Origin of the sequence: Staphylococcus parequorum (assembly GCF_039237145.1) — a bacterium.
In the GTDB taxonomy this organism is placed as follows: domain Bacteria; phylum Bacillota; class Bacilli; order Staphylococcales; family Staphylococcaceae; genus Staphylococcus; species Staphylococcus equorum_A.
The window spans coordinates 867,493-893,752 of the sequence record NZ_CP150682.1; the positions used below are offsets into that span (position 1 = coordinate 867,493).

Sequence of the window (26,260 nt, forward strand, 5' to 3'; positions counted from 1 at the left end):
CGAAAAATATAAAAGGGATTTTCCATAATTGGAAAATCCCTTTTAGTCGTTGATAAGTATTTATGTTCTTAAAAATATTTCAACAATCTAATTTATAAAACTTACTTATTATTATAATTTTGCTTGCCATTTATCTGTCCAAACTAAGTCGTTATGCGTACCTTTGAATTCACTTTCACCCATGATTTTGTCTACTGTTTGTTTGATTGTTTCTGGGTTCGAATGATATGCGTTAATATAAGCTTTGACCATTGTTGCATCGTGTAAATGCGTTGTGAAGTTTAAAGAGACAAATACTGTTGGGACTTCATGTACATACCAAGGAATTTCATTACTCATGGCAGTCCCCCATTTAATGCGGTAATTATTTTCAGCAGCGTAACCAATAATGTTTGCAAAGACAAGTGCTGCATCCACTTTTTCACGATAGTCTAGCGTTTTGCCTTTAACTCGTGTAGATCCATCGTTCAATGTCACATGGAAACCGCGTGATTCTAATTCTTGAATGATATCTTCTTCTACATTGTTTGCAGATTTATAGATACCATCTTTTTCACCTTCGATAATATATAACTGAATATTCTTATGCGTTTCAGGTCGAATCGGTAATTGATCTAAAGTGTTTTTAACTAAAGTGATACCTAAGTCAGCAGCTTCAGCACGCATTGCTAAATGTTCATCACAACCAATAATAGCTAAATCTTCTTGTGAGCGGATCAGCGTACCCTCTGCTTGTTGTTTATGCAAATTCATTTGAGCTTTAAGTCCTAAAATGCGACGAACTGCATCATTTAAACGCTCCTCAGTGATAATACCTTTATTATAACCGTTTAACATAAATTGATAATCTTCTTCTAAATCATTGAAGAATAAGAACATATCACAGCCGGCAGCAATAGCCTGTGGTACATAGTCTTCACGACGCATTGCAGCGGTCATACCTAACATATGGCTAGCATCAGTAACAACTAATCCATTAAAGTTTAAGTCTTCTTTTAATAAGCCTGTAATTAATTCGGGTGCGAGTGTAGCAGGTAAGATATCTTTATCTTCAAGCGCTGGATTTAATTTTTTAGAATAAGCGGGTTGTGCAATATGACCTGCCATAATCATTTGAACGCCACGATCGATATGATGTTGATAAACTTTACCGAAACTATCGTCCCATTCTTGTGTTGATAATTCATTCACGCCAAGTACAAGATGTTGGTCACGTTCCTCAGTACCATCTCCTGGGAAGTGTTTGATACAAGTAATCATATCGCGTTCAGAATTAAAACCATCTATAAAAGCGCTAGAATATTTTATAACTGTTTCTGCATCTGTACCGTATGCACGTGTGTTCACTATTGTATTTCGCCAATTTTGCAAAATATCTACACATGGATCGAAATTAATATGTACGCCTAAAGCTGAAGATTCACGTGCTGATACGAGGCCAGCATTATAAGCGACTTTTGTGTCTTGTGCTGCTTCACATTGTGCAGCACTTGCGATGTAGGTGCCATCTTTACAAGCCCCGTTACCACCTGAATCACAGTTTGCGGCTACTAAGACTGGAACTTTTGCGTGTTTTTGTAAATCATTGAGTAAATTTTGAACATCTTCTTTATTCCCGCCTTCATAACGTGCGCCACCAATGTGGAAACGTTCTAAGACTTCTTTATTTGTTAAGTCAGCATCATGAAACTTCTTCCCGCCTTCTAAAGAAAATAAATTAAAAAAGAGTTGTCCAATTTTTTCTTCGTCTGATAAATTTCCTAGTGTACGTTCTACCCATGAAATTTGTTCGTCATCTAAATTATAAGGTGTTGCTTTTAAATTTACTTTTGCCATAAACTTAGTTCTCTCCTTCGAAATTATTATAAAATATTGTAGTTAGGGATGATTGAATGTCTTGATTGAATCGACCTTCTTTAAATAATTTTAAATATTTATTATCAAAATCTAACCATGATTGATTTTCATGTCCTGCTAAAATAGGATAGAAATAAAGATCATGCGATTGAGCAGCATCCATGTCACCTTTAGCATCACCTAACATGATGATGTCTTCGGTATTGTAAAATTGTTTCAAATGTTCTAAACAGTATTCTTTAGTACCAGCTTCTTGAGCAAACATGCCACTTAAATAGGGTGTAAGGTGGTATGTTTCCCATTCATAAGCAACTGCGGATAAATTTGCGGAAGATACGATTGCAATATCTGCAAACGTTGAGGCATTTTTCAACGTACGTTGTACATGGTCGAAAGGACCAATACTAGGTAAGTTTTTGATATGATCATTTACACTGTGTGACCACGACAGTGCTTTTTGTAAACCTAACTTTTCAGGAGAGGCTTGAATTGCTTGTTCTAGAGCCGGATTGGAAAAAGATGCTGTTGTTTGGACCCAATGCTTTATATCTTCATAACCTTCAATGTTTAATCCTTTTGCTACAAGTTCGCTCAACATTTTTTCGAGGCCTTTAAAACGATTGATACCTCTTGTAATTTCGTATAAATTAAAAGCATTCCAACGCTCTAACACGTCTTCATTGATATCATCAAGTTGCCATTCATCTACAAGCGCAGGGCCAAAAGCACGTTCGTGTTTAATTGTCATTGAATCGATGGCACAACCATCTGAATCAACACAAATCAATTTCTTAAACTTAGGTTGATATTGTGATAAAGTTTCGATCATATTAAATGCTCCTTTCAAAAATAATTTTTATTTATAACTATCTAAACATTACGAATAAATAGTTAAAGCATTGCTAGTCTAAGCGTAGAGAATAATTATAAAGCGCTTACATTACACTATTAAAATTATCACGCTCAAAGCAAAAATACCACATTATTTCACGAAATAATGTGATAATATTCACAAATTATTCAGTTTGAAGTGAAATTTTAATAAAAAGGTTATTTTTTTAATAAAAAGCTGTTTGTGAAAGATCGTAATGAGTAACTTATAACTTATGTATGTCTATAAAAATAATGATATAAGGATACTTTCAACGACATGAAAATGGAAGAATCGCTTCAATTAATTTGAGAAGTCAATTAATAAACGATTTTAATAAATACAAAAAGATTAAAAGTGATGAATTTGTGAAAAAAATCACAAAATACTTCCAAATTAAGTCACTATCTATTATGATGAAAGTGTAGAAGATAGATAAAGCTTAGCGAAAGCAAAAATACGGAGTGATTATAATGAGAAAAGTAATTGAGGAAGTAATTTTTTCAAATGAAAGCAGTTATGATATTTACACGCATACCGGTGTAAACCAAGGCATTATCAATGATATTAAAGATGGATACAGAAGTATTGATTATATAGCTTACATTGATGCAGAGAAATTATACAACTATGGACTTGCAAAAAAAGTAGCTAGTTAATGATTTATACACTGTGTGCATCGAGTGATTTTGGAGCTGAGTATATCTCTCGTTATGACTGTGCAATAATGAAAGTTATCACTCAACTTCTAGCATGATTTTCTCCCCATTATCAACTTTCATGATTTACCGTTCGTCCGTTAAAAGCTTAAAAAGCCTACACTTACTGTTCATCCAGTAGTGTAGGCTTTTGTATTGTATATAAAGTGCAAACAAAAACGTTATCTTAGTATGATGGAATCAAATATAGGCTTTAAAATTATGTTTAATTTCATTGTAATCATAAACTAAATTATACAAGCGCATACGAATATGATCCTCGGTAGTGTAAGGTATGCGTAAATGGTCGTTTTGTTCTATAAATTTATGAAATTCACGTTCTAATTGTTTACGCTGTGGTATCTTCATATTAATCCATTCTTCTTTATCAAATAATGATTCAAATCGGAAATCAAAGCTTGTTTTACCGATTGTTTCACGTAACTTAGCTAAGCGTTCTTCAAAATTCATGAGCCATCCTCCTTTAAGCATCGAACATGTTGCTACTTATATTTATTATACACACTTACTTTATAACGAAATAAGTAATCTGACAAGATAACCAAAATTCAATTATTTATTTATCCTTACAACTGCATGATACAATGTGGAAATATAAAGAAGCAATTACATATATTAAAAAGAGAGGAAGTTATAAATGGTTGAATTGAAAAATAAAGTTGCAATTGTTACAGGTGCAAGTAGTGGAATTGGTGCAAGCATTGCGCAAGTACTTTCAAGTCATGGAGTGAAAGTGGTGTTGTCGGGACGTAATGAATCACGTTTAAACGATACTGCCCAGCGTATTCAAACAGCAGGCAATGCAGACGTTGAGACATTAGTAGTGGATATTACAGACAAAAAAGATGTTGAGCGTTTAGTCCAAACTGCAAAAGACAAATTTGGTCGTGTAGATATATTAATAAATAGTGCTGGTCAAATGCTGTCTTCAGCAATTACAGATGGTGATGTAGAAGCGTGGGATGCGATGATTGATGTGAATGTTAAAGGAACACTTTATGGCATAAATGCAGTGTTACCAACGTTTTTAGGTCAATCAAGTGGTCATATTATAAATATAGCTTCTATCTCTGGATTTGAAGTAACGAAAAAAAGTACATTATATAGTGCGTCAAAAGCAGCTGTACATGCGATAACACAAGGTTTAGAAAAAGAATTGGCTAAGACAGGCGTTAGGGCGACAAGTATTTCACCAGGAATGGTTGATACGCCTTTAAGTGGAGAAACGGATTGGGGAGAACGTAAGAAATTAGACCCTGAAGATATTGCAGAAGCAGCTATATATGCATTACAACAACCGAGCCATGTCAATGTGAACGAAGTAACTGTACGACCAGTATAGAATAATATAGGTGCAGATCCCTAACTTCAAGTAGCGCTAGGGGTCTATGATGATACTTGTAGCGATAGACTGAAAGGCGTGATTAAATGAACTTTAGATATTTAAGTGAAGCTGATGTATCACAGTATCGATTACTAAGACTCAATTCACTCCAGACAGACCCTAATGGCTTTGCTTCTACTTATGCTAGTGAGATTGAATTTCCGATTGAGAAATTCAAAGTGAGGTTAGAAAATACAGCTACTCATTTTACTGTAGGGGCTTTTGATGAAGCAACACTGGTTTGTATTGCGACGTTTTATAGCGAGACTTTAGAAAAAATAAAGCATAAAGGTAATTTAGTTTCAGTATATTGTCACCCACAATATAGACGTCAAGGTATAGCTGAGCAACTGATTCAACAAAGCATTGATGATGTGGTTGAACAAAACACAGTAAAAACAATCAATTTATGCGTGCTTAGTGAAAATAAACGTGCAATTAATTTATATGAAAAGTTAGGATTTAAGCGTTATGGAACTGAGCCGAAAGCACTATACGATGGAACTGTTTACTATGATGAAGAATTAATGTGTTTAGAACTTTAAGCTGATTTTAAACTTTGTGATTAGTAAGGCAGCAGTGGGAGAAAATGATGGAACAGTATACAAAAACAGAATTACAACAAAGTAGGGAACAAATACGCTCGCTTTTAACAAAATGTCAAAAATCGCTAACGCAATTAGAACAAAAAGGAAATCCAAATAGTCGAACGACATTATTAAAAAATAGAATTCAAGCATTAGAAATTGCTTTAACATTGATAGATGAACAATTATAATTGCATAAATGACCTAATAAACGCCTCGCACATGAATGATTATGTGCAAGGCGTATTTTTAAGGAATCTAATAAACAACCTAATTATAACCATTCAATAATCTCAATTCGATTGCCGAATGGATCATAAATATAAAAACGATCGGCACCTTCAAGTTCGTCCCCATATATAATTTCAATTGCTTTAGATTCAAGTAATTTTCTTACGTCAGTAGCGTTATGAACGAGAAAAGCAGGGTGTGCTTTTTTAGCTGGTGAGAAGTCATTTTCAACACCAACATGTAATTGTTGATGACCGACTTGAAACCACACGCCACCTTTTAAAGCTAAGTTAGCAGGTTTTGTAATTTCTTTGAATCCAAGTGTGTCGGAATAAAATGTGCGAGCTTCTGATTCACGATTGGCTGGGGCAGCAACTTGTACATGATCAATTCCTAAAAAGTAATTTTCCATTTCAGTCATCTCCCTAATATAATTTTAGAATATCAAAAGATAATTAAAAGAACAGTAATTTTATTTAGCTTATTAAATATAGTATATATTTATTTCTTGTAAAAGTATAATTAAATTGCAATTGATAATCAATTTCAATTATAATAAAGGTAGTATATAATGGGAGAGGTTATTAATTTGAAAAAAATACTATGTTTAATGTTATGTTTTATAATGTTTTTAGCGGCATGTGGTAGTGGCAATGAATCTAATAAATCAGATGCAAAAGATGATAAGGGGACGAAATCTTATACTACAGAGGATGGTAGTAAAGTTAAAATACCTAAAGATCCGAAAAGAGTCCTAGTTTTAACAGCAAATTACGGGAACTTAAAAAAATTAGGTGTTAAACCTGTTGGCATTACGAATGTATATCCAAACTCTAAATATTTAGACATGGGGAAAGTTAAGAAAATTGATCCAGAAAATGTAGAAGCTGCTGCTAAATTGAAACCAGATTTGATTATTACATATAAAGAAAATAAAAATAATAAAAAATTATCTAAAATAGCGCCAACAGTACCTATAAAAGTACAAAATATGGACTATAAAGATACTCATATTGAAATTGGTAAGTTAGTAAATAAAGAAAGCAAAGCTAAGAAACAAGCCAATGAACTATCTGAAAAGTTAGCAAAAGATGGTGAAGAAATTAAAAAAGCCATTGGGGAAGATAAAACTTTTTCAATTATGGATATTCAAGCAAAAGATATTTATCAATTTGGACCTAGGTTTGGACGAGGCAGTGAAGCAATTTACGAAGGATTTAAACTAAAAGAAGATCCTGAAGCTAAAGAAGCGATGCCAAAAGAAAAATTCATGAAAGTACCTAAAGAAAAATTCAATGACTATTCAGGTGATTATTTACTTTCACCAACAAAAGATGGTGGGAAACTGAACAATGAATTTGTTAAGTCGAACATATGGCATAATAACGAAGCTGTACAAAATGACAATGTGATTTATTATTCAATGGATGAAGCCATTTATGCTGATTTGATTTCAGTAGAAAAACAAGCAGAATTTTTCAAAAAAGAACTTTTGAAAAATAAATAAAATATAAAGTGAAAGAGAGCGGAAATATGAAATCAAATTTTGATTTCTGTACCGCTCTCTCTTTTTTATGATTTAAAATCGAATGGTAGCAATCAACTTGCGACGTTATCAAAATTAAAAAGGATTCACGTCGAAGTAAAGTAAGTGTTGTTTTTACCAATTGTCTATATCATTACGTTCGCCTTTGAAGTTATTTGAGGTCTGATGACGTTGTGCTAACACAGCTTCGACGTCTTCAAATTTAATATTTAAAGCATGTAATAATACGAATAGATGATACATTAAATCTGCAGTTTCATTTGTCACTTCATGACGATCAGACTTCATCGCGCCAATAACAACTTCAAACGATTCCTCGCCAAATTTTTTGGTAATTTTTTCAAGACCTTCATTTAACAAATATTGTGTATATGAGTTCTCTTTATTGGATTGTGCACTTGAAGTTACAGTTTGTTCTAATTGTTGGATATTAAAAGGAACGTCGGTATTAAAGCAACTTTGGCTCCCAGTATGGCAAGTTGGACCATTTGGCACAACATCGATGAGTAGTGTATCTTGATCGCAGTCTAAATGAATATTTTTAACTACTTGCGTGTGTCCAGAAGATTCGCCTTTGGTCCACAAACGTTCTTTAGAGCGAGAATAGAAACAAACAATGCCATCTGCTAAAGTTTTGTTATATGCTGCTTCGTTCATATAGCCAAGCATGAGCACTTGTTTTGTATCAACATCTTGCAAAATTGCTGGTAAGAGTCCTTTACTAAAATCAGGTTGTTGTGTCATCTAATGGGAATACCTCCTTGTGCCATCGTTTGTTTTATTTCATCTACAGTGGTTTCTTTATCGTGTAATATACTTGCCGCAAGACCTGCAGAGACATCTGTTTGTTTAAATAAATCAACAAAGTGATCTGGTTTTCCGCCACCACCTGAAGCAATGACAGGAATATTTACAAGTTGTTCAATGTCATGTAAATGTTTCACATCAAAGCCTTGTTTCATACCATCGTGTCTCATGCTTGTGATGAGTAGTTCACCTGCGCCTAATGCTTCTACTTCTTGGACCCAATCATATACACGCTTATCAGTACGTTGTTTACCACCGTGAGTATAACAATAATAGTCGTTCAGTTCGTCATCATAATTGCTATCAATAGCGATACAAATGCACTGACTTCCAAATTTTTCACTCGCTTGTTTAATGAACTCTGGATTGTTAAGTGCGCTTGAATTCAGTGAAACTTTGTCTGCACCATGATTAAGTAATTGTGAGATATCATCTAAAGTAGCGATCCCGCCGCCAACCGTAAGTGGAATAAATAATTTTTCGGCAGTTTCCTCAATGACATCAAGTACAAGATCATGACCTGCTTCTGTTCGAGAAATATCTAAAAAGACAAGCTCATCTGCACCTTGGTCATTGTAATAAAGTGCATAGTCTACCGGATTACCAATATCTCGTAACCCTTTAAATTGAATCCCTTTAACTACGCGACCATCTTTTACATCTAAACAGGGGATAATTCTCTTTTTAATCATGATAATCCCTCCCAAAAATCAGCATTGTGCGCTGCTTTACCGACGATTGCAGCATAGACGCCTAGTGATTCTAACTGTGTTAAGTCTTGTTGGTTTCGTATACCACCTGAAGCGACAATTTGTTTGTCAGATGCTTCGACTAATTGTCCTGTTATTTCAAAGTTAGGTCCTTCAAGTCGGCCATCTTTAGAAATGTCTGTATAAATAATGCCACCAAGTGGAAAGTGTTCGATTTTGTTAACTAAATCAAATAGGTCTAGTTGAGCGTCTTGTTCCCAACCATTGATTTTTACATCACGACGATAAGCATCAACAGAAATGTATATACGATTTGGATACTGATTTGCCATTTGTTCTAACCATGCTAAATCTTGAATCCCTTTCGTACCAACAATACAATAATCAATACCGTCATTGAAATATGCTTCTATTGTGTCGATGCTTCTAATACCACCACCAACTTCCATTGGTTTGTCAGTAAGTTGTCTTAACTCTTTTATATAATTTCTTTCAATAGATGATTGCTGTTTTGCGCCGATTAAATCGACAATGTGAATACGATCAACACACTTAAACTGGTTATAAAATTTGATGCTTTCTTCAGCGCTACGTGGCATTTTTTCTTCTGAATCATATTTACCTTCAGTTAGTCGCACACTTGTAGCATTGATTAAATCAATTGCTGGCCAGAGTTTAATCATAATAAGAAACCGCCTTTCAATGCTTGGTTGAGTATTGCTAATCCATCGGCTCCACTTTTTTCTGGATGAAATTGAATGCCGATATAGTGTTTATATTGAACAATTGCTGGAATGGGATCACCGTATTCAGCGAAAGCTACAACATGTTCAGACATTTCAGCTTGATATGAATGTACGAAGTATACATCTTGTGCCAATTGAGGGTGGTTGCTGATTAAATTATTCCAGCCTAAATGTGGTACAGGATAGGGTGTTTGAATCGGAACAATATTTCCCGGGAAAAGTTTTAAACCTTCGACATTTCCTTCTGCACTCCAATCGTATAAGAGTTGCATGCCAAGACAGATGCCTATAATCGGTTTATCTGTAATTGACTGTAACACTGTTGCTAAACCACGTGTTTGAATCGCTTGCATGGCATCTTTAAAATGACCAACACCAGGTAATATGATCATATCTGAAGCTTCAATTTCATTTTGCTCATCTGTCAGTATCGTTTCATAGCCCAAATGTTCCACCGCACGTTGTACATTTTTAATATTTCCTAGACCGTAGTCTATGATAGCAATCATTCAATCACACCCTTAGAAGAGGGTATGCCTTCTGAATCATTACTTGCTAAAGCTTCTTTTAGTGCACGGGCGAATGATTTGAATATGCCTTCGATTTCGTGGTGTGTATTACCGCCACGTAATAAATCAATATGTGTTGTTAATCGTGCGTTAATCACTAATGCACGAAAGAATTCATCTACAAGTTCCGTATCAAAAGTACCTACTTTTTCTTTACTTAATTGTGCATTAAATGATAAATATGGACGACCACTGATATCTACAACTGAGCGCGCAAGTGTTTCATCCATAGGAATATAGCTTACACCATAGCGTTGAAAGCTTTTGCGTTCTTTAACTAATTCTAATAATAATTGACCAAGCACAATACCAATATCTTCGGTTACATGGTGATCATCGACTTCCGTATCACCGTTTGCTTCTATTATAATTGATAATTTGCTGTGGAAAGTAAAGAGGGTGAGCATATGATCTAGAAACCCCACACCAGTATCAATCTTACTTGAACGCTGATCGTCTGCGAGAGAAATACTTAGTTGGGTTTCGGCGGTGTTACGTGTTTTTTGATAAATCATATTGAGACCTCCAATTTTTAATGATTGCGATTAATTCATCTAATTGTTCATCTGTAGCTATAGAATAACGAACATAATCAGCCATTTCGTTTTCGTCATAGACTCTAGGTAGGAAACCGTGCGCTTTAATAAATGCGCCTAAACTTTGTGCTGCAGTTCCCTTTGTTAAAACAAAGTTAGTCGAGGAAGGAAATACGACCATGATATCTGATACTAAATCATCAAACATATTGCGTAATTTCATAGCAAGTTGTCTTTGATGATTTATAAAATTGTTAAGCATTTCTGTATGTTCAAACATATATAAAGCAATATGCAAAGTAATTGTATTTAATGGATAAGGGTGCTCAATCCTTTTAATTTCTTGAATTGTTTCGGGCGTACTAATCAGCATGCCTAATCTTAATCCAGCGATGCCAAAGGCTTTTGAAAGTGTACGCATTTGTAAAATGTGCGGCTGCATCTCTATTTGATAAGTATTACCAAAATCTAAATAGGCCTCATCTATGATGAAATAGCCGCCTAATGTTTCCATCTTATCCCCAATTGCTTTTAAGAACGTCTGGGTATATTGCTTACCTGACGGATTGTGTGGATTACTCATGATAAAGAACGCGGGCTGAACTTCATCTATACGTTGCAAAATATGCTCTAAATCGAATGATAAATCTGGCTCAGCATTCACAAATTCAATTGGACGATCGACTTGATAGGCATAGGCTTGATACATGAAAAAATCTGGATTCAATGTGAGTACTGGACCTTCTGGCATAATCAGCATTAACTTTTGAATTAATTCATCAGAACCATTACCTGCAATAATTTGTTTAGCTGAAAGGTTATAATAATTTGCATAAGCTGTTTTAAAGCGCTCATATTCGTCATCTGGATAGAAATTAAATGGTGCTTCTTGAATAATTGTTGCCAATTGTGAATCGGATAATGGACGAAGTGGACTTTCATTTTTGTTAATTCTAATCATCATGTGGCTCCTTTGGTGATCTAATTTCTATAGATTGTTCATGGTTATAAAGTTGTTCAATATGAGCAAGCTTACGTGCAGAGCCTTCAATTTTCTCAAAAGTAGATTCAGATAGATCAATCACAGAATGACGTGTTAAAAAGTCATTGACGGATAAACCATTGGTAAATCTCGCAGTTTGATTGGTCGGTAATACATGACTTGGACCCGCTACATAATCACCTATTACTTCTGGAGAATAATGTCCTAAGAATAGTGCGCCTACATAACGCACGTGATTTAGGTAATCACGTGGTGAAGCTGTTTGAATTGATGCGTGTTCTGGCGCGATTTGATTCATTAAATCACAGGCTTCATTAAAATTATCTACTGAAATTAAAAAATGATTGTTTGCTAGGCTTGCTTGAACGATAGGTTGACGTTCAATTTGACTTAAAGTTTGTTGAATGCGTTGTTTGAGTTGTTGTAATAAGTCTTTATTTTCACTAATCACAAACGTTCTCGCAAGTTCATCATGTTCTGCTTGAGCAAATACATCGTAAGTTACAGCATCTAAATCAGCCGTTTCATCTATAATTAGGGCGATTTCGCTTGGACCAGCAATTTGATCGATACCTACTTGACCAAAGAGATATTTTTTGGCGTAGGCAACATACTGATTGCCTGGACCTACAATTTTATCTACTTTAGGTATTGTTTCTGTACCATAAGCAAGCGCTGCGATGCTTTGTGCGCCACCGACCTGGAATACCCTATCGACACCTGCAATATAGCAAGCTGCTAAAACAATATCAGGTAATCCTTGAGTTTGTGGAGGTGTGACAACAAAAATATTTTTAACACCAGCTACTTTAGCTAATGTAACAGTCATTAACACAGTAGAAGGATAGCTTGCTTTACCACCGGGCACGTATACACCGACACGTTCTAATGGATGATACAATTCATAACATTCATTAGAACCTTGTTGTTCCGTGGATTTAATAGATGTTTGATAAGCTTTGATACGTGAGTGACTTTGTTGAAGTGCGTCACGTAATGCATCGTCAATGCGACTATAAGCTGCTTCTAAAGTTTCATAAGGAATTTCAAGTTCTGATGTCTCCACATGATCAAGTTGTTGGTTATAAGCTTTTAAAGCTTGATCACCTTGAAGTTTTACATTGTCACAAATATCCTTAACTAGAGGATATAATGCTTCATTTAATGCGGATTGATTTAAATAGTTCTCTAAAAATGTAGCTTTATTTATAATCAATGAGAGACACCTCCAATGTTTGTATAAAATCATCTATCTCGGTTGATTTTTTAAAATAAGATTGCTTATTTGTAATTAATTTAGCATTAATGTTTTTAATTGTATCTTTTTCAACTAACCCATTTGATTTTAAAGTTGTACCTGTTTGAACGATATCTACAATGCCATCAACCATATCGACTAAACATGCTAACTCGATAGAACCAGATAGTTTTACTAATTCTACGTCTAATCCTTGGGCTTCAAAATATTTTCTGGCCGTTTTAGTATAAGATGTAGCTACCTTCGTAAAAGTTGTTGTATCGGGTTTCGCCGCTAATGCAAAGTGGCAAGCACCAAAAGGCAAATCAAGTAAATTATTGATTGTGTAATTACCTTCTTCTAGGATGTCACTACCTACGATGCCTACATCTGCAACGCCCTGTTCGACATAAATAGGTACATCGCTTCCTTTAACTAAAACAAATTGGATTTCTCCTACAGAGATGAGTAACTGACGCTCTCTCTGTTCCAATGCGCGTACAAGTTCTTGTTCATCTACTTCATTCAAATAAGCAATGAAACTTTTTAGTAATCTTCCTTTTGCTAAAGCTACAGTAAGCATGATGTTCTCTCCTTTTTAATTAAAGTATAAACCCAAGTCCAAAGCCTTCTAACTCACCTTTGTAAAAACCACCTGTAAGTTGTTGTGCTTTATTATTTTTAAGATGACATCTCATAAAAGCACCTTTGTAATAAGAACGCGGTGGTTGTGGGGTGATATCTAAGTGAATATCAGTTATGTGTTGAGATTTAAACCACTGTTCCCATCGAAGTAATGCTTGTATTGTACGATGATCATGTGGGAATAACTGACTTAATAAATCAAGTTGTTCTGTTGTCTTAGTAGTAAGTAATTGAACTACCGGGTGCGCTATACCTAATTGAGATGTAAGTTCTGAAATATTGCGTTCCTGTATGAGTTTCAATACCTCTTTGGTTTGTTCTTTAGGAGATAGAAGTAAATCTATCAGTTGATAATGACCTAAAATCACAAAATCAATATCATCATTTAAAGTTGTTTTGATATAGTCATAAAAAGTGATGAAGTCATTTTGCATATCTGTAATGGTTGGATTGTAATGTTCGATACCTAACTGAGTATAGACTTCATTATCACGAACAATAGGGCCGGTGTACGCGACACTTTGATATTGTGGTGGATAATTACTGTAATAACGTAATAATTGATCGGTAAAATCATTGCGTAATGCAAAGATATGATGGTCATGTTGCCAGAAACTGCGCTCAGTCATTTGCTGTAAATCGTCTGTAGTCAGTGTTCGCCACGACAGTGATTCGATAAAACTGAAATCTACAAGTTTGAATCCAGCTTGTTCAAAATGTTTTAAAAACGCTAATTCAAATTCTTTGTTATTAATAAGTGTTGTTGTATTCATAATATGACCATCCTTTGTCTTTTTACTTTGTCACTCTACCGAACTAAAGTGGATTGATAAAGAATACTTTAACATAGTTATTTTTTAAATTCAATAAATATTCTGAAAATAGATATTTGATTTAAATGAGATAACTAAAAGTTTCTTATTAAAAAATGGGAGAAAATGATTAAAAAGGAGCGGGAATATGATGAAATCGAACTTTGATTTCATATTCCCGCTTCCAATTATCTAACTAAATAGTGATCAGCTATTTTAAATTAAACTCTGACCATAGATGACGTATTTCATCATTTCTTCTTTTGGTACCATGTTTCCACCTGTAGCCCACACGATGTGGTTGGCATTTTCTATATGAATCCCTTTGTTTTTAGCGTGTTTTGTAGCTTCAGCAATGCCAGCAAAACCTGAAGCGGCAGATGGTTCGATAAAGATATCTTCTTTTTCACTTAACATATATAAGTAGCGATACATTTGCTTATCCTCAACTGTAAATGTGCCATATAAAAGTGTATTCATGATTTGACCGACTAAGCGGGAAGGGCGTGACACAGCAAGTCCATCGGCATCGGTACGTCCGTCTAATCCAATATCAGTCACTGAAATTTCATCGTGCAATTGCGTCATCATGCCAAGTAACATACAAGGTGCATGGGTTGGTTCGGCAAAAATACAATAAACGTGTTCACCAAAGACTTTTTTCAATCCAAAAGCAACACCACCAGGTCCGCCACCAACGCCACACGGTAAATAGACAAAAAGAGGGTGGTCAGCATCTACTTGAATATTTTGACGCTCTAATTGTGTTCTTAGGCGTAATGCAGCTACAGTATAACCTAAAAATAAATCAGCAGAACCTTCATCATCAACAAAGTGACAAGATGCATCATGTTCTGCACTTTTTCTACCCTCAGCAACAGCAAATTGGTAATCAGATTGATGTTCCACGACTTCTACACCACGCGCACGTAGTAAGTCTTTTTTCCATTGACGGGCATCACTAGACATGTGTACAGTAACACTGAAACCAAGTTTGGCACTCATTATACCTATACTTAAACCTAAGTTGCCAGTTGAGCCAACAGAAACATTATATTTACTGAACAATTCTTTATAATGTGGTTCATCTAGAATACGATAATCATCTGTCCATTTGAGACCACCATGTTCCATTGCTATCGTTTCAGCCAGCTTAAGGACTTCATAAATACCACCTCGAGCTTTGATAGAACCTGAGATAGCAAGATGGCTATCGCATTTAAGCCATAACTTCCCGTTAGCTCCATATTGTTCCGTTTGAGAAAGGTGGTTGTGCATAAAGGGTATGGGCTTTAATGGTGATTCAATTAACCCATGATCTTTCTCTGTTTCAGGAAATACTTTGCGTATATAATTACTAAATCGTTCGAGACGTAATGCTGCGTCCTCCATATCTTCTATTGAAAATGGCAGTGTTTCAACTTGACGAAATTTGGGATTTTCCCAAAAGATAGGTTTATATTGTTGCATATCATTAATTAAAGGGAAATTTTGTTTTAATTTTTTTAATTCAAGCATAAAAATCCTCCTATAATACGAAATCTTTCATTTATTAATTATAGCAAAAATAGTGTGTTAAAATGCGAATGATACGAATGATATCATTTGATGCGTCGTTTTAAAAAATATCAAATCAATTATCAACTAGAGCGTAAATAGGAGCGATAACAATGAAAGTGTTTATATTTGGTGCGAATTGTTATTTAGGTAGTCAATTAATTAAGAAATTACAAAAGCATCATGAAGTTTATACAAATAACAATATTGCGCATTTGAATAGTGGTTTTATGGCAACAAATGTATTCCAAACTTATGAATTGCAACGTACTTTAAAACAAATGCATCATATTATATATATAACGAATAAAGCAGCGCTTCCCAATGCATATTTACAAGGGCATTCGCATAGTATGCATGTGTGGGCTATTGAAAATATATTACAGACCTTACCTTCATATAGTGACAAGAAGATTCACATATTAAACGTGGAAAAAAAGTATAATAATCATTTTAAAAATTTATTTGATTCGCAAAACGTCAAAGTAATCGATATGTCAGCATCTAAAGTTATAAACAAAATAGGTAAATGCTCAAGACCTATGCAAAATAAATATAAAAAAGTCTATTCATTTCAACATATGTTACTTACAAAAGAAATCAATGCAATACAACTTGTTGGTATGTATGAACAATATTTAAAAGAATGTAGTTTAGGATGGATTAGAATTAAGCAAACAGAGCAACGTTTTGAAATTAGCTTGAAGTTTCTTCCATATCCATTAATAAAAATGGAAAAAGCATACAGCTCACCAACCAATTTCATTTTAAAAGTAACAGGCGGTTTACTAGTAAGTACAAAAGGAGAAAAAAATGGGATGCTCGAATTTAGAACGTCGCATCGAGTTATAGATGTGTGATTGGTTTGAACCATTATGAACCCGCATTGCCTTGGCTAGTATATTTATTATCACAAGCTCCGATACACAAGTGGGTGATGTCTAAACTTTATAATTATGTGTGGAAGCACTATTAATATATAATGGCTAGCGCTATTGTATGGCAAAAAACATAATAAATAGCGCTGGGTGCTCACTTTTAAACGGAGCATTCAGCGCTATATTTAATGTAGTGGATTATTTTTTGAAGGTGCGACGTATTTTAGAGAACCAACCTTGAGGTGAATTGGCTGATACAACATGAGGTTGTGGCTGCGATACTTCATCTTGAAGTTGTTGACCATAATTCACCGCTTCCTTCATTAAATAAGCTTGAGAGTTCAATGGTGACAAGTTATTTTGGATGTAATGATAACGTCCATGTGCGTCTTGAAAACGTCCTTTTTGATTATCAGATAGCTGAAGGTTCATATAATCTAATAAACGTTTGGCAATGACTTTGTCTTCAACAGGAAATAAGATTTCTACACGTTTAATCATGTTACGTGTCATGGCATCTGCTGAAGATAGATAGATTTTTTCATCTCCATTATTGTGGAAATAGTAAATGCGTGAATGTTCTAAAAAGCGACCCACGATACTCACGACTTCTATATTTTCACTAATACCCGGAATACCTGGTTTGAGACAGCAAATACCACGAATAATAAGTTGAACTTTTACGCCGGCGCAAGAGGCTTCAAATAATTTAAGAATAATATCTTTATCTGTTAAAGAGTTCATCTTCATTATAATATTGCCGTTACCATGTTCGTGATGTGTTTGAATTTCATTGTCTATGCGTGCTAAGAAGACATCTCTAATATCAAATGGCGCAACGATGAGTTTATTGTAAACAGGTTTGACTGAATACCCACTAAGATAATTGAAAAAGTTTAGAGCATCTTCAGCAATTGCATCGTTGGTAGTAATTAAGCCCATATCTGTATATAATTTAGCCGTTTTATCATTATAGTTTCCGGTTCCTAGATGAATAAAGGAAGTGAGTTTATTATTGATACGTTTGACTACAAGGGCAATTTTACTATGCGTTTTTAAATGGGTCATCCCATATATAACGTGACAGCCAGCATCTTCTAACATTCTTGCCCAATGCACATTATTTTCTTCATCAAAACGTGCTTTTAACTCAACAAGTACGGTAACTTGTTTCCCATTTTCAGCAGCCGTTTTCAAGCTATTAATAATAGGAGAATCTTTACTTACACGATAAAGCGTTTGTTTAATAGCAATTGTGTCTGGATCTTCAGCGGCTTCACGTATAAAGTCGACAATAGGTTCAAACGATTCGAAAGGATGATGGAAGAATATATCTTTTTTTAACGATAAATCAAATACATTATGATTACCTAAAGACTGTGGTGTCTGTGGCACGTACTTTTTGTATTTTAAGTGTTTCAATTTATTAGATAAGTGATCAACTAAATTAGATAGCATCGTTAAATCTAACGGCCCGTCTACGAAATAAACCTCATCATCATGTACTTCTACTTGGTTCATAATCCACACAATGTCTTCATGTGTAGCGAATCGGCCATCTACTTCTAAACGTACAGCAGTGCCACGTTTACGCTCCTTTAAAAACCTTTCAATTTCAATGAGGAGGTCTTCCGCACCGTCTTCATGTATAGTTAAATCAGCATTTCGAGTAATTCTAAACGTAAAAGTATTTAATACTTCATATCCACTAAATAAATCATTGATAAAATGCGTAATGATGTCTTCAACCATAATAATGAATTGCGTATCGCCTTTATTTAATGAATAAAACCTTGGTATTAAGGAAGGTATTTGAACAATTGCAGAGTTAATGGCATCTTCAGTATCTATATCAACAAAGATATTCAGGCTTTTATTATTTAGTTTTGGGAATGGATGATAGGCATCTATTCCTAATGGCGTTAACGTTGGTAAAATGCCCGTTTTGAATTCTGATTGTAATTGAGATAATAACGATTCAGGTAATTCATCTGGTTGAACAATTTCAACTTTATGTTGGCGTAAATCTTCTACCAATTCGTTATAACGCTTATATTGTAAGTCAACATTTTGTTTATTTTTGATATTGATTTGATTAAGTTGTTGTTTTGGTGTTAATTGGGCTTTGTTTTCTGGTTTGTCATAACCCATTTTGACTTGGTCTTGTAACCCAGCTACACGTACCATAAAGAATTCATCTAAATTCGAACTAAATATCGAAACAAAATTAAGTTGTTCAAGCAATGGATTGTTTTTATCACTTGCTTCTTGTAATACGCGATAGTTAAAATCTAACCAACTGAGTTCTCTATTATTAAAGTATTGTGGTAGGTTCAAATCTTTTGCTCCCAAATTTCTATGCATAACTCTAATTACACCTCGTTGTAGTCTGAATATTGGATTTTGCTACGTATAACTTATCATATAAATTTTAAGATTTTGTAAAGATGATAGATAGGTCATCTTTTAAGATTTTTTCAATATGTTTTTTCTGCCTCAAGGATTGATATTCTTCAGCGATAGGCTCACCGTTGTAGTATACATATAAGGTGTAACCATCATCATTTTGTTGTAATTCTACTTGCTCTACAGAACTCGTATGAGACACATTAAGCGCATTAACAAACTTGATAATACCGCCTAAGCATTGGATGTTATCTAGTTCTTTACCGCGCAACCACTTTGTTTCATGACTAAAGAATTTTAATAACGACTTATTTTTAAAACTAGCAAGTAAAGCGAGTTTCACTCGATCTTCGTGTGGAAAACCATCAATCATTGAATTCGCGATAATATAATAAGTGTGCGGTGAGCTTGAATCAGCATCAATAAATCTCCCTAAGTAATACAAAAAAGAACCCTCGGCAAATAGTTCGTTTTCTTTTTGAGTGACCTCTAATTTTTTAAAGCCTATTAATTGTTCTAATAATGTTTGTGCTAACTTCACACGTTGTTTTGCACTTGTTTCCTCAATACGATATTCATTAGCTAAATGGTATAACGCGTCTTTACGAATATTCTCTTTTCTAAATTCTTCAGGATGACGTTCAGAAATTAATTTCATCGCATAACCTTCACGCAGTCCTTTTCGAGAAAAAGTGAATTGCTTCGCGTTAATTCTATTAAATAATGACTTGAAGACAGCTACTGCAGGTAGAATAATGTCTACACGATCTCTACTTAGACCATCTATATCTTTTAAATCATCATATGAACTTTTTTTAATGATTGAGTAGACTTCATCAATATGCGCTTCAGTCATTGCATAGTTGTGAACCCCGCCGATAGGATATGAGTGTTCAGATTGATGAATGCGCGCGACATTACGTGCAGAACCCCCAATACCAACTAAAGTAACTTCTTGATTTTTTAACCAAGAAAGTTGCTCAAATTGTTTAACTAAAAACTTTTCCATATTTTTGATTGCTGATTTATCATTATGGTCTTTACCCTCAAAGAATCGATGGGACAAAGTAACGACACCAAATGGAAAACTATGCGAATCTATTAGTTTTTTATCTTTAAAAAGTGTAACTTCTGTAGAGCCACCACCGATATCGATAGATACGCCGTCATTAACGTCAGTAGTATGTGTAATAGCGTAGAAACCATAAAATGCTTCTTCTTGTTCTGAAATAACTTTAATGTTGATGTTAAGTGTTTTCTTGATATGTTCTATAATCTGATCTTGGTTGATAGATTGTCTAATGGCTGCAGTTGCTACCGGATGTAATTCATCTATATTAAACTTGTCAGCAACCTTTTTAAAACTGCGCAATGCTTTAGTTAATACTTCAATACCGTCATCATTCATGGCCAAATCTTCAGTTAAATATTGGCTTAATCTTGCCGGTGTTTTGATATTTAATATTTCATTTAATCCTGTTTTATGATCAAATTCAAAAATAACGAGTCGAATGGTATTTGAACCAATATCTATTAATCCTATACGTTCCATAATTTCCTCCTAAGTAAATGAGGTTATTTTACTTTACTTGTACTGTATTTACCCTTTTCTTACTTATATATTACAACATTTATAAAAAAATGTGATCTATAATTTTAATATTACTTAATAAAAGTATAACTACACTTTGGTTATTTCAGAGATTAGTGTGGTTGAAAGTAAAGAGACAGACACGGAAATGATTCCTACGTGTCTGTCTCTATTTTAATAACTTATTTTACATGTAAAGGGCCACCTGGGCCAAGCGGCCAACCTAATAAATACCAAGCAATCATGAATAATGGCCACACGATACTTAATATAATTGTATAGGGCATTAGACTAGATAATAAAGAACCTAATTTCATATCATTATCATATTTTTGTGCATAAGATAATAGCAATGGCAAGTAGGGCATCATAGGTGTAATTGGGTTACTAATGGAATCACCAATTCTATACAGCATTTGAGTCAATGCTGGATGGAAACCTACAATGATAAGCATCGGTATGAAAATAGGTGCTAAAATACCCCATTTGGCAGATGCACTACCAATCAATAAATTAATCAGTGCACTTAATAAGATAATACCTAGGATAAGCACAACGCCGTTCTGACCTTGAAGTATTGAAGCACCTTTAACGGCAACGATAATGCCTAGGTTACTCCACTCTAAAAAGGCAAGTAACTGAGCTGCAAAAAACACAATGACAATAAAAGAACCCATAGATGACATTGAATCAGCTAACATTTTTCCTAAGTCTTTAGAACTTTTAAATTCTTTTACCATAATGCCATAAACTAAACCAGGAACTAAAAATAATACTAAAATAATTAGGCCGACGCCGTTAATGATAGGTGCATCATTCAGTAAACTACCTGTGTTAGCATTCCTCAGAAAACTTTGTTGCGGTATAGCTAAAATGATAAGCAATATAATTAATACAAAAAAGCTGATATTAGCCCAAAAGACGGCACGGTTTTCTTGGGGTGTGAGTTTTGAATTAGAATCATCTGCTTGAATAGCTGAATTAGAATCATCAAATTTACCTAATCTAGGAATGACAAAACGCATAGTAACCCAATATACGGAAGGCAATAAGACGAGCACACTTGCTGCAATAAAGTACCAGTTCATTGCTACGTTGACATGCACACTATCAGAAACAATACTTGTAGCTGGTTTTGTAAATGCATAAAGCAATGCGTCTGACATACCAATCATGACATTTGCAGAGAATCCGCCAAGTGCAGATGCGTAAGCCATTGCTAAACCTGCAATAGGGTGGTAGCCCAATTTAATAAAGACCATAGCTGCTAATGGGGGTAACACAATCGGCGCTGCATCACCAGCAGCATTGCCTAAAATACCTATAATAATAATGACCGGCACAATGAAATGCTTAGGTGCCTTATGTACGACTTGAATCATTAATTTATCGAAGTAACCTGTTTTTTCTGCTACGCCAATACCAAGCATGACTGCAAGGACAAGACCTAATGCCGGAAATTCTGAAAAGTTTTTTATGGCGTCATTCAGAATCATCGATAGTCCATCTTTACTTAAAATACTTTTGATTGCGATGGTATCGCCTGTGCCCGGATGTTTTACGGAAATCTGAAACAATGATACAACCCAAGTAAGTATTGCGAGTCCTACACACATTAAGAAAAATAAAATGCTAGGGTCAGGTAATCTGTTTCCAACTTTTTCTACAATATTCAAAAATCTATTTATTAGCGTTGGCTTATCTTTAGTATTCGAAACCATCATAACGACCTCCCTAATAAGTTATCGGTAGTATAACAAATTAAGAATAAAAATAGAATAAATATTCTGAAAACTTTATAATTTTCAAATTTTAAATATATATTTCATATATGAACGTTCGTGTATTTATTTAAAAATTTCATTTGAAAAGTATAAAAAAAGAGAGGGGATAGAAAATCAACTTTTGATTTCTGTCCCGCTCCCGTATAGCTTATATAAATTCACACTATGTTTGTTGTAAAGTTATATTTGAATACTGTGTCTCAGTTAACTCGTAGCTTACCAAATGATTTGATCAACCACATCGTCATTAAGAGATTTAATAATTTCTGTAACTAAGGCTACTGAATTTTTGTAATCATCCGTGTGTAACACAGAAACATTGGAATGCATGTAACGTAATGCGACGCCAATAGCGACAGTTGGTATCCCTTCATTCGCTACATGAATACTTCCTGCGTCTGTGCCGCCGCCAGCAGTAGTGTCTAATTGAATCGTAATATTATGTTTTTTAGCCACTGCTTTAATATGTTTCATAAAACCAACATGACCAATATTAGATCCATCCATTAAAATAACAACAGGACCATTACCAATTGCTGTATCACTTACTTGACCAGACATTCCAGGTGTATCATATGCGACAGCAACGTCTACAGCTATAGCTAAGTCAGGTTTAATCTTGTTGGCAGCTACTTTAGCACCACGAAGACCAACTTCTTCTTGAACATTGGCACCTGAGACAAGATTGATGTCAATCGTCTCGTTCTTAAGGTTTTGTAATACATCTACTGCAAGTGCACAGCCGTAACGGTTATCAAAAGCTTTTGCAGTTAAATATTTATTATTCGCTAATGCTTCGAATTCACTATAGGGTGTGACCATATTACCTAATTCAATACCGAATTGTTGTGCTTCTTTTTTACTTTTAACTCCAATATCAATAAACATTTCTTTCATATCAACGTTTTTTTTGCGTTCTTCCGGTGATAATACATGTGGCGGTTTTGAACCGATAATACCTCTGATTTTTCTACCGTCATCTGTAGTTACCGTTACTTTTTGAGAGAGCATGACTTGGTTCCACCAGCCACCAATAGGGGTGAATTTTAGGAAACCGTCATTATCTATTTTAGTCACCATAAAGCCGATTTCATCTAAGTGACCAGCAACCATTAATGTTTTATTACTTGTAGTGGCAGTCTTTTTACCGAAAACACCGCCTAGATTGTCTTCTATGATTTCATCGCTTACTTGTGTTAAATATTCGTGCATTAAAGATTTAACTGCCATTTCGTGGCCTGCAATACCATCAACATCTGTTAGAGATTTTAATAACTTCACTGAATTGTTCATATAATGCCTCCCATTAAAATTGATAACTTTATTTTAACATGAAGTATGCGATTACATAGCATTTTGACTGTAAGGGGGGATTAAGCAGTGAGAAAAGCCGTTAGTTTATTTGAAAAATAAAAATCCCTACTAAATCACTCAGACTAAAAGTGTGCATAAAAAGAATAAGCATGTTTCAATATAAATATAGACAAAGTGGAGGGATTTTATATGACAGAAGTTCAACATCTTACATTAGGTTCATCAAATGCACCTGTTAAAGTGGAATCATTTATAAATTTGGCTTGCCCATATTGTAAAAATTATTTTAAAGCCGCAGATCAATCATTAAAACCACTGATAGAGCAGGGGAAAGTACAACATGTAATTAAGCATTTTGATAAAACGAAGCAAGGATTATTAAAAGGTACGGTTGCAAATATTCATTTAGATTATCAAAATACTGATGAAACACTAGAAATTATACGTAAATTGTATGACACTCAAAAAGAATGGTCAGTTGATTTTGCTACTATAGAAGAAAAAATGCAGCAAGAGTTTAACTTATCACCTCAGAAAGAAGCTGATGAACGCGCTTTAGCGATTACTGAAGAAGCATTTAGTCGTGGAATCAAAGGCATACCAACAGTATTCATAAATGATAAGAAATTTGAGTTCAATCCATTAGAAGATGCGCAAAGTACAATAGAAACAAAACTAACGCAACAAATAAATGAAGCAAGTCATTAGAAAAAAGCTCTATTACTTTGAAAAGCAGTTTAATTGCTTTTAAGGAATAGAGCTCTCTTTATGTCATCGATGTTGATCAATCAGCTTCAATTTATAGTCTCGTATAGATTGGATTCCGCCATCTTTATTTTTAATAATAAGATGGTCTTTGGATATTTGAGTAGGTGATTCAACACCAACCGCAGCAGCTATATTAAATAACCCTTCATGTAAGCTTGTTACAAAATTAGTGACACGATATTTTTTCTCATCGATAATCAGTCCTCTTTCAAGTTTAGGATCCGTAGTAGCTACACCTACTGGACAAGTATTCATATGACATTGTTGACTCATTATACAGCCGACACTAATCATCATGCCACGTGCCACGTTCACTAAGTCTGCGCCAAGTCCTAAAGCGATTGCGATTTTATCCGGTGTGATAAGCTTTCCGGATGCGAAGATTTTAACACGATCACGAATGCCATGCTTTTCAAGCAATGAAGTTACAATAGGCAAAGCCGTAAATAAAGGTAAACCAACACCATCTTGCAATTCTTGGAAAGTTGCACCAGTGCCGCCTTCACCGCCGTCAACAGTTATGAAGCTAGGATATTGATTTGTCTCAACCATAGTTTGTACAAGTTTTTCTACTTCTGAAACTTTGCTTACAACAATTTTAAAGCCAACTGGTTTTTGAGCTTGTTGCTTGAGCTGAGTCACCCAATTAAGTAAAGCTTTTGGACTATCAATGTTATCGAAGCGGTTAGGTGAATTAATGGTTTTCCATGGTTCAACCATACGTATATTTGCAATTTCTTCTGTTACTTTATTACCTTGCATATGACCACCACGCGTTTTGGCACCTTGAGCGAGTTTTATTTCAAAAGCTCTAATCTTATCTCTATGTGCTAACTCAAGAAAAGCATCTATATCAAATACGCCTGTTTTATCACGTACGCCGAATAATCCTGGTCCAATTTGAAAGATGAGATCTACGTCTCCAGAAAGATGGTGCTCTGATAAGCCACCTTCGCCGGTATTCATCCAAGTACCTGCTTGACCAAGTCCTTTAGACAGTGCAGTGATTGCATTACTACCTAATGCACCATAACTCATACCAGATTGGCCAACTAAGCGCTTAGGTTTGAATGGATGCTTAAGTTCTGCACCTAAAGTGATGCGGTTTTCTTCTGATATATAGTAAGGATTAAGTTCAGCTTGAATTTTATGTTCATCACGATTGAACAGACGTTCATTATCGATTTCATAGATAAAAGAAGAAATCATAGGTGACTGATCAATGTGTAATTCTGATGTTTGTAAAGGAAACATTGTATTTTGTAAATAAAACCCATCTTCGTAATCTTCTTGCGTACCAAAACTCGTCATTCTAGAATTATATTTTCCAGCTAATACGATGTTAGTAAAATCATTTCTGGAAAATGGTTTACCTTTCGTATCCGCTAAGAATAAATATTGACGGAGTTCAGGACCAATTTTTTCTCCAAAATAACGAACACGTGCAAGTAATGGGTAATTACGTAATACACTATGTTGCTTTTGGTGCTTATCTTTAAATAGTAAAAATCCCCCAACAATTAGTACACTTAATAAAATTAGCACTAAGATGATATTTACGATGAATTGTAATATTGTCAAAATCGTCATGTAACATCCCTCCCCATTTATATATATATATATATATTACAACAAAATGCGCTTTTTACAATATGATAACTACTATAAAGTTAGGCTGGCCAATATACTAGTGTTGAGGATA

26 protein-coding genes are annotated in these 26,260 nt (G+C 34.5%); 7 read left to right on the forward strand and 19 right to left on the reverse strand.

Annotated features, from left to right (window positions below; translation table 11 throughout):
* Positions 1 to 111 precede the first annotated feature (111 nt).
* The gene (locus AAA453_RS03945) at positions 112 to 1,836 is read right to left on the reverse strand and encodes a glycoside hydrolase family 3 protein (protein WP_427706430.1); all 1,725 of its coding nucleotides are present in this window, start codon (positions 1,834 to 1,836) and stop codon (positions 112 to 114) included.
* A gap of 4 nt (positions 1,837 to 1,840) precedes the next feature.
* Positions 1,841 to 2,686: an HAD hydrolase-like protein gene (locus AAA453_RS03950; protein ID WP_427706432.1), complete on the reverse strand. Its 846-nt coding sequence runs from the start codon at positions 2,684 to 2,686 to the stop codon at positions 1,841 to 1,843.
* 515 nt (positions 2,687 to 3,201) lie between these two features.
* On the opposite strand from AAA453_RS03950, the gene AAA453_RS03955 reads away from it, so the two are divergent.
* Positions 3,202 to 3,387 (forward strand): hypothetical protein, encoded by a 186-nt coding sequence (locus AAA453_RS03955; protein WP_069817088.1) that lies wholly within the window; start codon positions 3,202 to 3,204, stop codon positions 3,385 to 3,387.
* Positions 3,388 to 3,627: 240 nt separating this feature from the next.
* Here AAA453_RS03955 and AAA453_RS03960 read toward each other — a convergent pair whose 3' ends face one another.
* The gene (locus AAA453_RS03960; protein ID WP_069817078.1) at positions 3,628 to 3,897 is read right to left on the reverse strand and encodes a DUF1413 domain-containing protein; all 270 of its coding nucleotides are present in this window, start codon (positions 3,895 to 3,897) and stop codon (positions 3,628 to 3,630) included.
* 187 nt (positions 3,898 to 4,084) lie between these two features.
* Between AAA453_RS03960 and AAA453_RS03965 the strand changes: the two genes are divergently transcribed.
* From AAA453_RS03965 to AAA453_RS03975, 3 genes are all read left to right on the forward strand, one after another.
* Positions 4,085 to 4,789, forward strand: a complete 705-nt coding sequence (locus tag AAA453_RS03965; protein ID WP_427706434.1) for an SDR family oxidoreductase — start codon at positions 4,085 to 4,087, stop codon at positions 4,787 to 4,789.
* 86 nt (positions 4,790 to 4,875) lie between these two features.
* The gene (locus AAA453_RS03970; protein ID WP_427706436.1) at positions 4,876 to 5,376 is read left to right on the forward strand and encodes a GNAT family N-acetyltransferase; all 501 of its coding nucleotides are present in this window, start codon (positions 4,876 to 4,878) and stop codon (positions 5,374 to 5,376) included.
* Positions 5,377 to 5,423: 47 nt separating this feature from the next.
* A complete protein-coding gene (locus AAA453_RS03975; RefSeq protein ID WP_176721522.1) occupies positions 5,424 to 5,609 on the forward strand; it encodes a hypothetical protein in 186 nt (61 codons plus the stop codon).
* A gap of 83 nt (positions 5,610 to 5,692) precedes the next feature.
* Here the strand turns inward: AAA453_RS03975 and AAA453_RS03980 are convergent, their stop codons facing one another.
* Positions 5,693 to 6,061, reverse strand: coding sequence for a VOC family protein (locus AAA453_RS03980; protein ID WP_069817072.1), 369 nt, complete (start codon positions 6,059 to 6,061; stop codon positions 5,693 to 5,695).
* A 177-nt stretch (positions 6,062 to 6,238) separates the two neighbouring features.
* Between AAA453_RS03980 and AAA453_RS03985 the strand changes: the two genes are divergently transcribed.
* Positions 6,239 to 7,156 carry an ABC transporter substrate-binding protein gene (locus AAA453_RS03985; RefSeq protein ID WP_427706438.1) on the forward strand — a complete coding sequence of 306 codons (918 nt, stop codon included), beginning with the start codon at positions 6,239 to 6,241 and terminating at the stop codon, positions 7,154 to 7,156.
* A gap of 153 nt (positions 7,157 to 7,309) precedes the next feature.
* On the opposite strand, the gene hisIE is transcribed toward AAA453_RS03985, so the two are convergent.
* From hisIE to AAA453_RS04035, 10 genes are all read right to left on the reverse strand, one after another.
* Positions 7,310 to 7,939, reverse strand: coding sequence for a bifunctional phosphoribosyl-AMP cyclohydrolase/phosphoribosyl-ATP diphosphatase HisIE (gene hisIE / locus AAA453_RS03990; protein ID WP_069817068.1), 630 nt, complete (start codon positions 7,937 to 7,939; stop codon positions 7,310 to 7,312).
* A complete protein-coding gene (hisF, locus tag AAA453_RS03995) occupies positions 7,936 to 8,694 on the reverse strand; it encodes an imidazole glycerol phosphate synthase subunit HisF (protein ID WP_427706440.1) in 759 nt (252 codons plus the stop codon). The genes hisIE and hisF overlap by 4 nt, the downstream gene beginning before the upstream one ends.
* Positions 8,691 to 9,395, reverse strand: a complete 705-nt coding sequence (hisA, locus tag AAA453_RS04000; protein WP_069832714.1) for a 1-(5-phosphoribosyl)-5-((5-phosphoribosylamino)methylideneamino)imidazole-4-carboxamide isomerase — start codon at positions 9,393 to 9,395, stop codon at positions 8,691 to 8,693. Before hisA ends, hisF begins: the two co-directional genes overlap by 4 nt.
* The gene (gene hisH, locus AAA453_RS04005; RefSeq protein ID WP_427706442.1) at positions 9,392 to 9,967 is read right to left on the reverse strand and encodes an imidazole glycerol phosphate synthase subunit HisH; all 576 of its coding nucleotides are present in this window, start codon (positions 9,965 to 9,967) and stop codon (positions 9,392 to 9,394) included. The genes hisA and hisH overlap by 4 nt, the downstream gene beginning before the upstream one ends.
* Positions 9,964 to 10,542 (reverse strand): imidazoleglycerol-phosphate dehydratase HisB, encoded by a 579-nt coding sequence (hisB, locus tag AAA453_RS04010; RefSeq protein ID WP_069817060.1) that lies wholly within the window; start codon positions 10,540 to 10,542, stop codon positions 9,964 to 9,966. Before hisB ends, hisH begins: the two co-directional genes overlap by 4 nt.
* On the reverse strand, positions 10,520 to 11,524 hold the full coding sequence (locus tag AAA453_RS04015) for a pyridoxal phosphate-dependent aminotransferase (protein ID WP_427706444.1): 1,005 nt from the start codon (positions 11,522 to 11,524) through the stop codon (positions 10,520 to 10,522). Before AAA453_RS04015 ends, hisB begins: the two co-directional genes overlap by 23 nt.
* The gene (hisD, locus tag AAA453_RS04020; protein WP_427707040.1) at positions 11,517 to 12,779 is read right to left on the reverse strand and encodes a histidinol dehydrogenase; all 1,263 of its coding nucleotides are present in this window, start codon (positions 12,777 to 12,779) and stop codon (positions 11,517 to 11,519) included. Before hisD ends, AAA453_RS04015 begins: the two co-directional genes overlap by 8 nt.
* Positions 12,769 to 13,386: an ATP phosphoribosyltransferase gene (gene hisG, locus AAA453_RS04025; protein WP_069817054.1), complete on the reverse strand. Its 618-nt coding sequence runs from the start codon at positions 13,384 to 13,386 to the stop codon at positions 12,769 to 12,771. Before hisG ends, hisD begins: the two co-directional genes overlap by 11 nt.
* A 19-nt stretch (positions 13,387 to 13,405) precedes the next feature.
* On the reverse strand, positions 13,406 to 14,221 hold the full coding sequence (locus tag AAA453_RS04030) for an ATP phosphoribosyltransferase regulatory subunit (RefSeq protein ID WP_069817053.1): 816 nt from the start codon (positions 14,219 to 14,221) through the stop codon (positions 13,406 to 13,408).
* Positions 14,222 to 14,476: 255 nt separating this feature from the next.
* The gene (locus AAA453_RS04035; RefSeq protein ID WP_427706446.1) at positions 14,477 to 15,778 is read right to left on the reverse strand and encodes a D-serine ammonia-lyase; all 1,302 of its coding nucleotides are present in this window, start codon (positions 15,776 to 15,778) and stop codon (positions 14,477 to 14,479) included.
* A gap of 152 nt (positions 15,779 to 15,930) precedes the next feature.
* Here AAA453_RS04035 and AAA453_RS04040 point away from each other — a divergent pair, with 152 nt between their 5' ends.
* Positions 15,931 to 16,677 (forward strand): hypothetical protein, encoded by a 747-nt coding sequence (locus AAA453_RS04040; RefSeq protein ID WP_427706448.1) that lies wholly within the window; start codon positions 15,931 to 15,933, stop codon positions 16,675 to 16,677.
* Positions 16,678 to 16,893: 216 nt separating this feature from the next.
* Here the strand turns inward: AAA453_RS04040 and AAA453_RS04045 are convergent, their stop codons facing one another.
* The 4 genes from AAA453_RS04045 to AAA453_RS04060 all read right to left on the reverse strand — a co-directional run bounded on the left by AAA453_RS04045 (position 16,894) and on the right by AAA453_RS04060 (position 23,769).
* Complete coding sequence (locus AAA453_RS04045; protein ID WP_069832706.1) at positions 16,894 to 19,059, reverse strand: RNA degradosome polyphosphate kinase; 2,166 nt, start codon at positions 19,057 to 19,059, stop codon at positions 16,894 to 16,896.
* A gap of 67 nt (positions 19,060 to 19,126) precedes the next feature.
* The gene (gene ppx, locus AAA453_RS04050; RefSeq protein WP_427707042.1) at positions 19,127 to 20,656 is read right to left on the reverse strand and encodes an exopolyphosphatase; all 1,530 of its coding nucleotides are present in this window, start codon (positions 20,654 to 20,656) and stop codon (positions 19,127 to 19,129) included.
* A 218-nt stretch (positions 20,657 to 20,874) separates the two neighbouring features.
* The gene (locus AAA453_RS04055) at positions 20,875 to 22,413 is read right to left on the reverse strand and encodes an AbgT family transporter (protein WP_427707044.1); all 1,539 of its coding nucleotides are present in this window, start codon (positions 22,411 to 22,413) and stop codon (positions 20,875 to 20,877) included.
* 279 nt (positions 22,414 to 22,692) lie between these two features.
* On the reverse strand, positions 22,693 to 23,769 hold the full coding sequence (locus AAA453_RS04060) for a M42 family metallopeptidase (protein ID WP_427706450.1): 1,077 nt from the start codon (positions 23,767 to 23,769) through the stop codon (positions 22,693 to 22,695).
* A 210-nt stretch (positions 23,770 to 23,979) separates the two neighbouring features.
* Here AAA453_RS04060 and AAA453_RS04065 point away from each other — a divergent pair, with 210 nt between their 5' ends.
* A complete protein-coding gene (locus AAA453_RS04065; RefSeq protein ID WP_427706452.1) occupies positions 23,980 to 24,498 on the forward strand; it encodes a thioredoxin domain-containing protein in 519 nt (172 codons plus the stop codon).
* Positions 24,499 to 24,561: 63 nt separating this feature from the next.
* On the opposite strand, the gene AAA453_RS04070 is transcribed toward AAA453_RS04065, so the two are convergent.
* On the reverse strand, positions 24,562 to 26,148 hold the full coding sequence (locus AAA453_RS04070) for an FMN-binding glutamate synthase family protein (protein WP_427706454.1): 1,587 nt from the start codon (positions 26,146 to 26,148) through the stop codon (positions 24,562 to 24,564).
* Between the last annotated feature and the right edge of the window lie 112 nt (positions 26,149 to 26,260).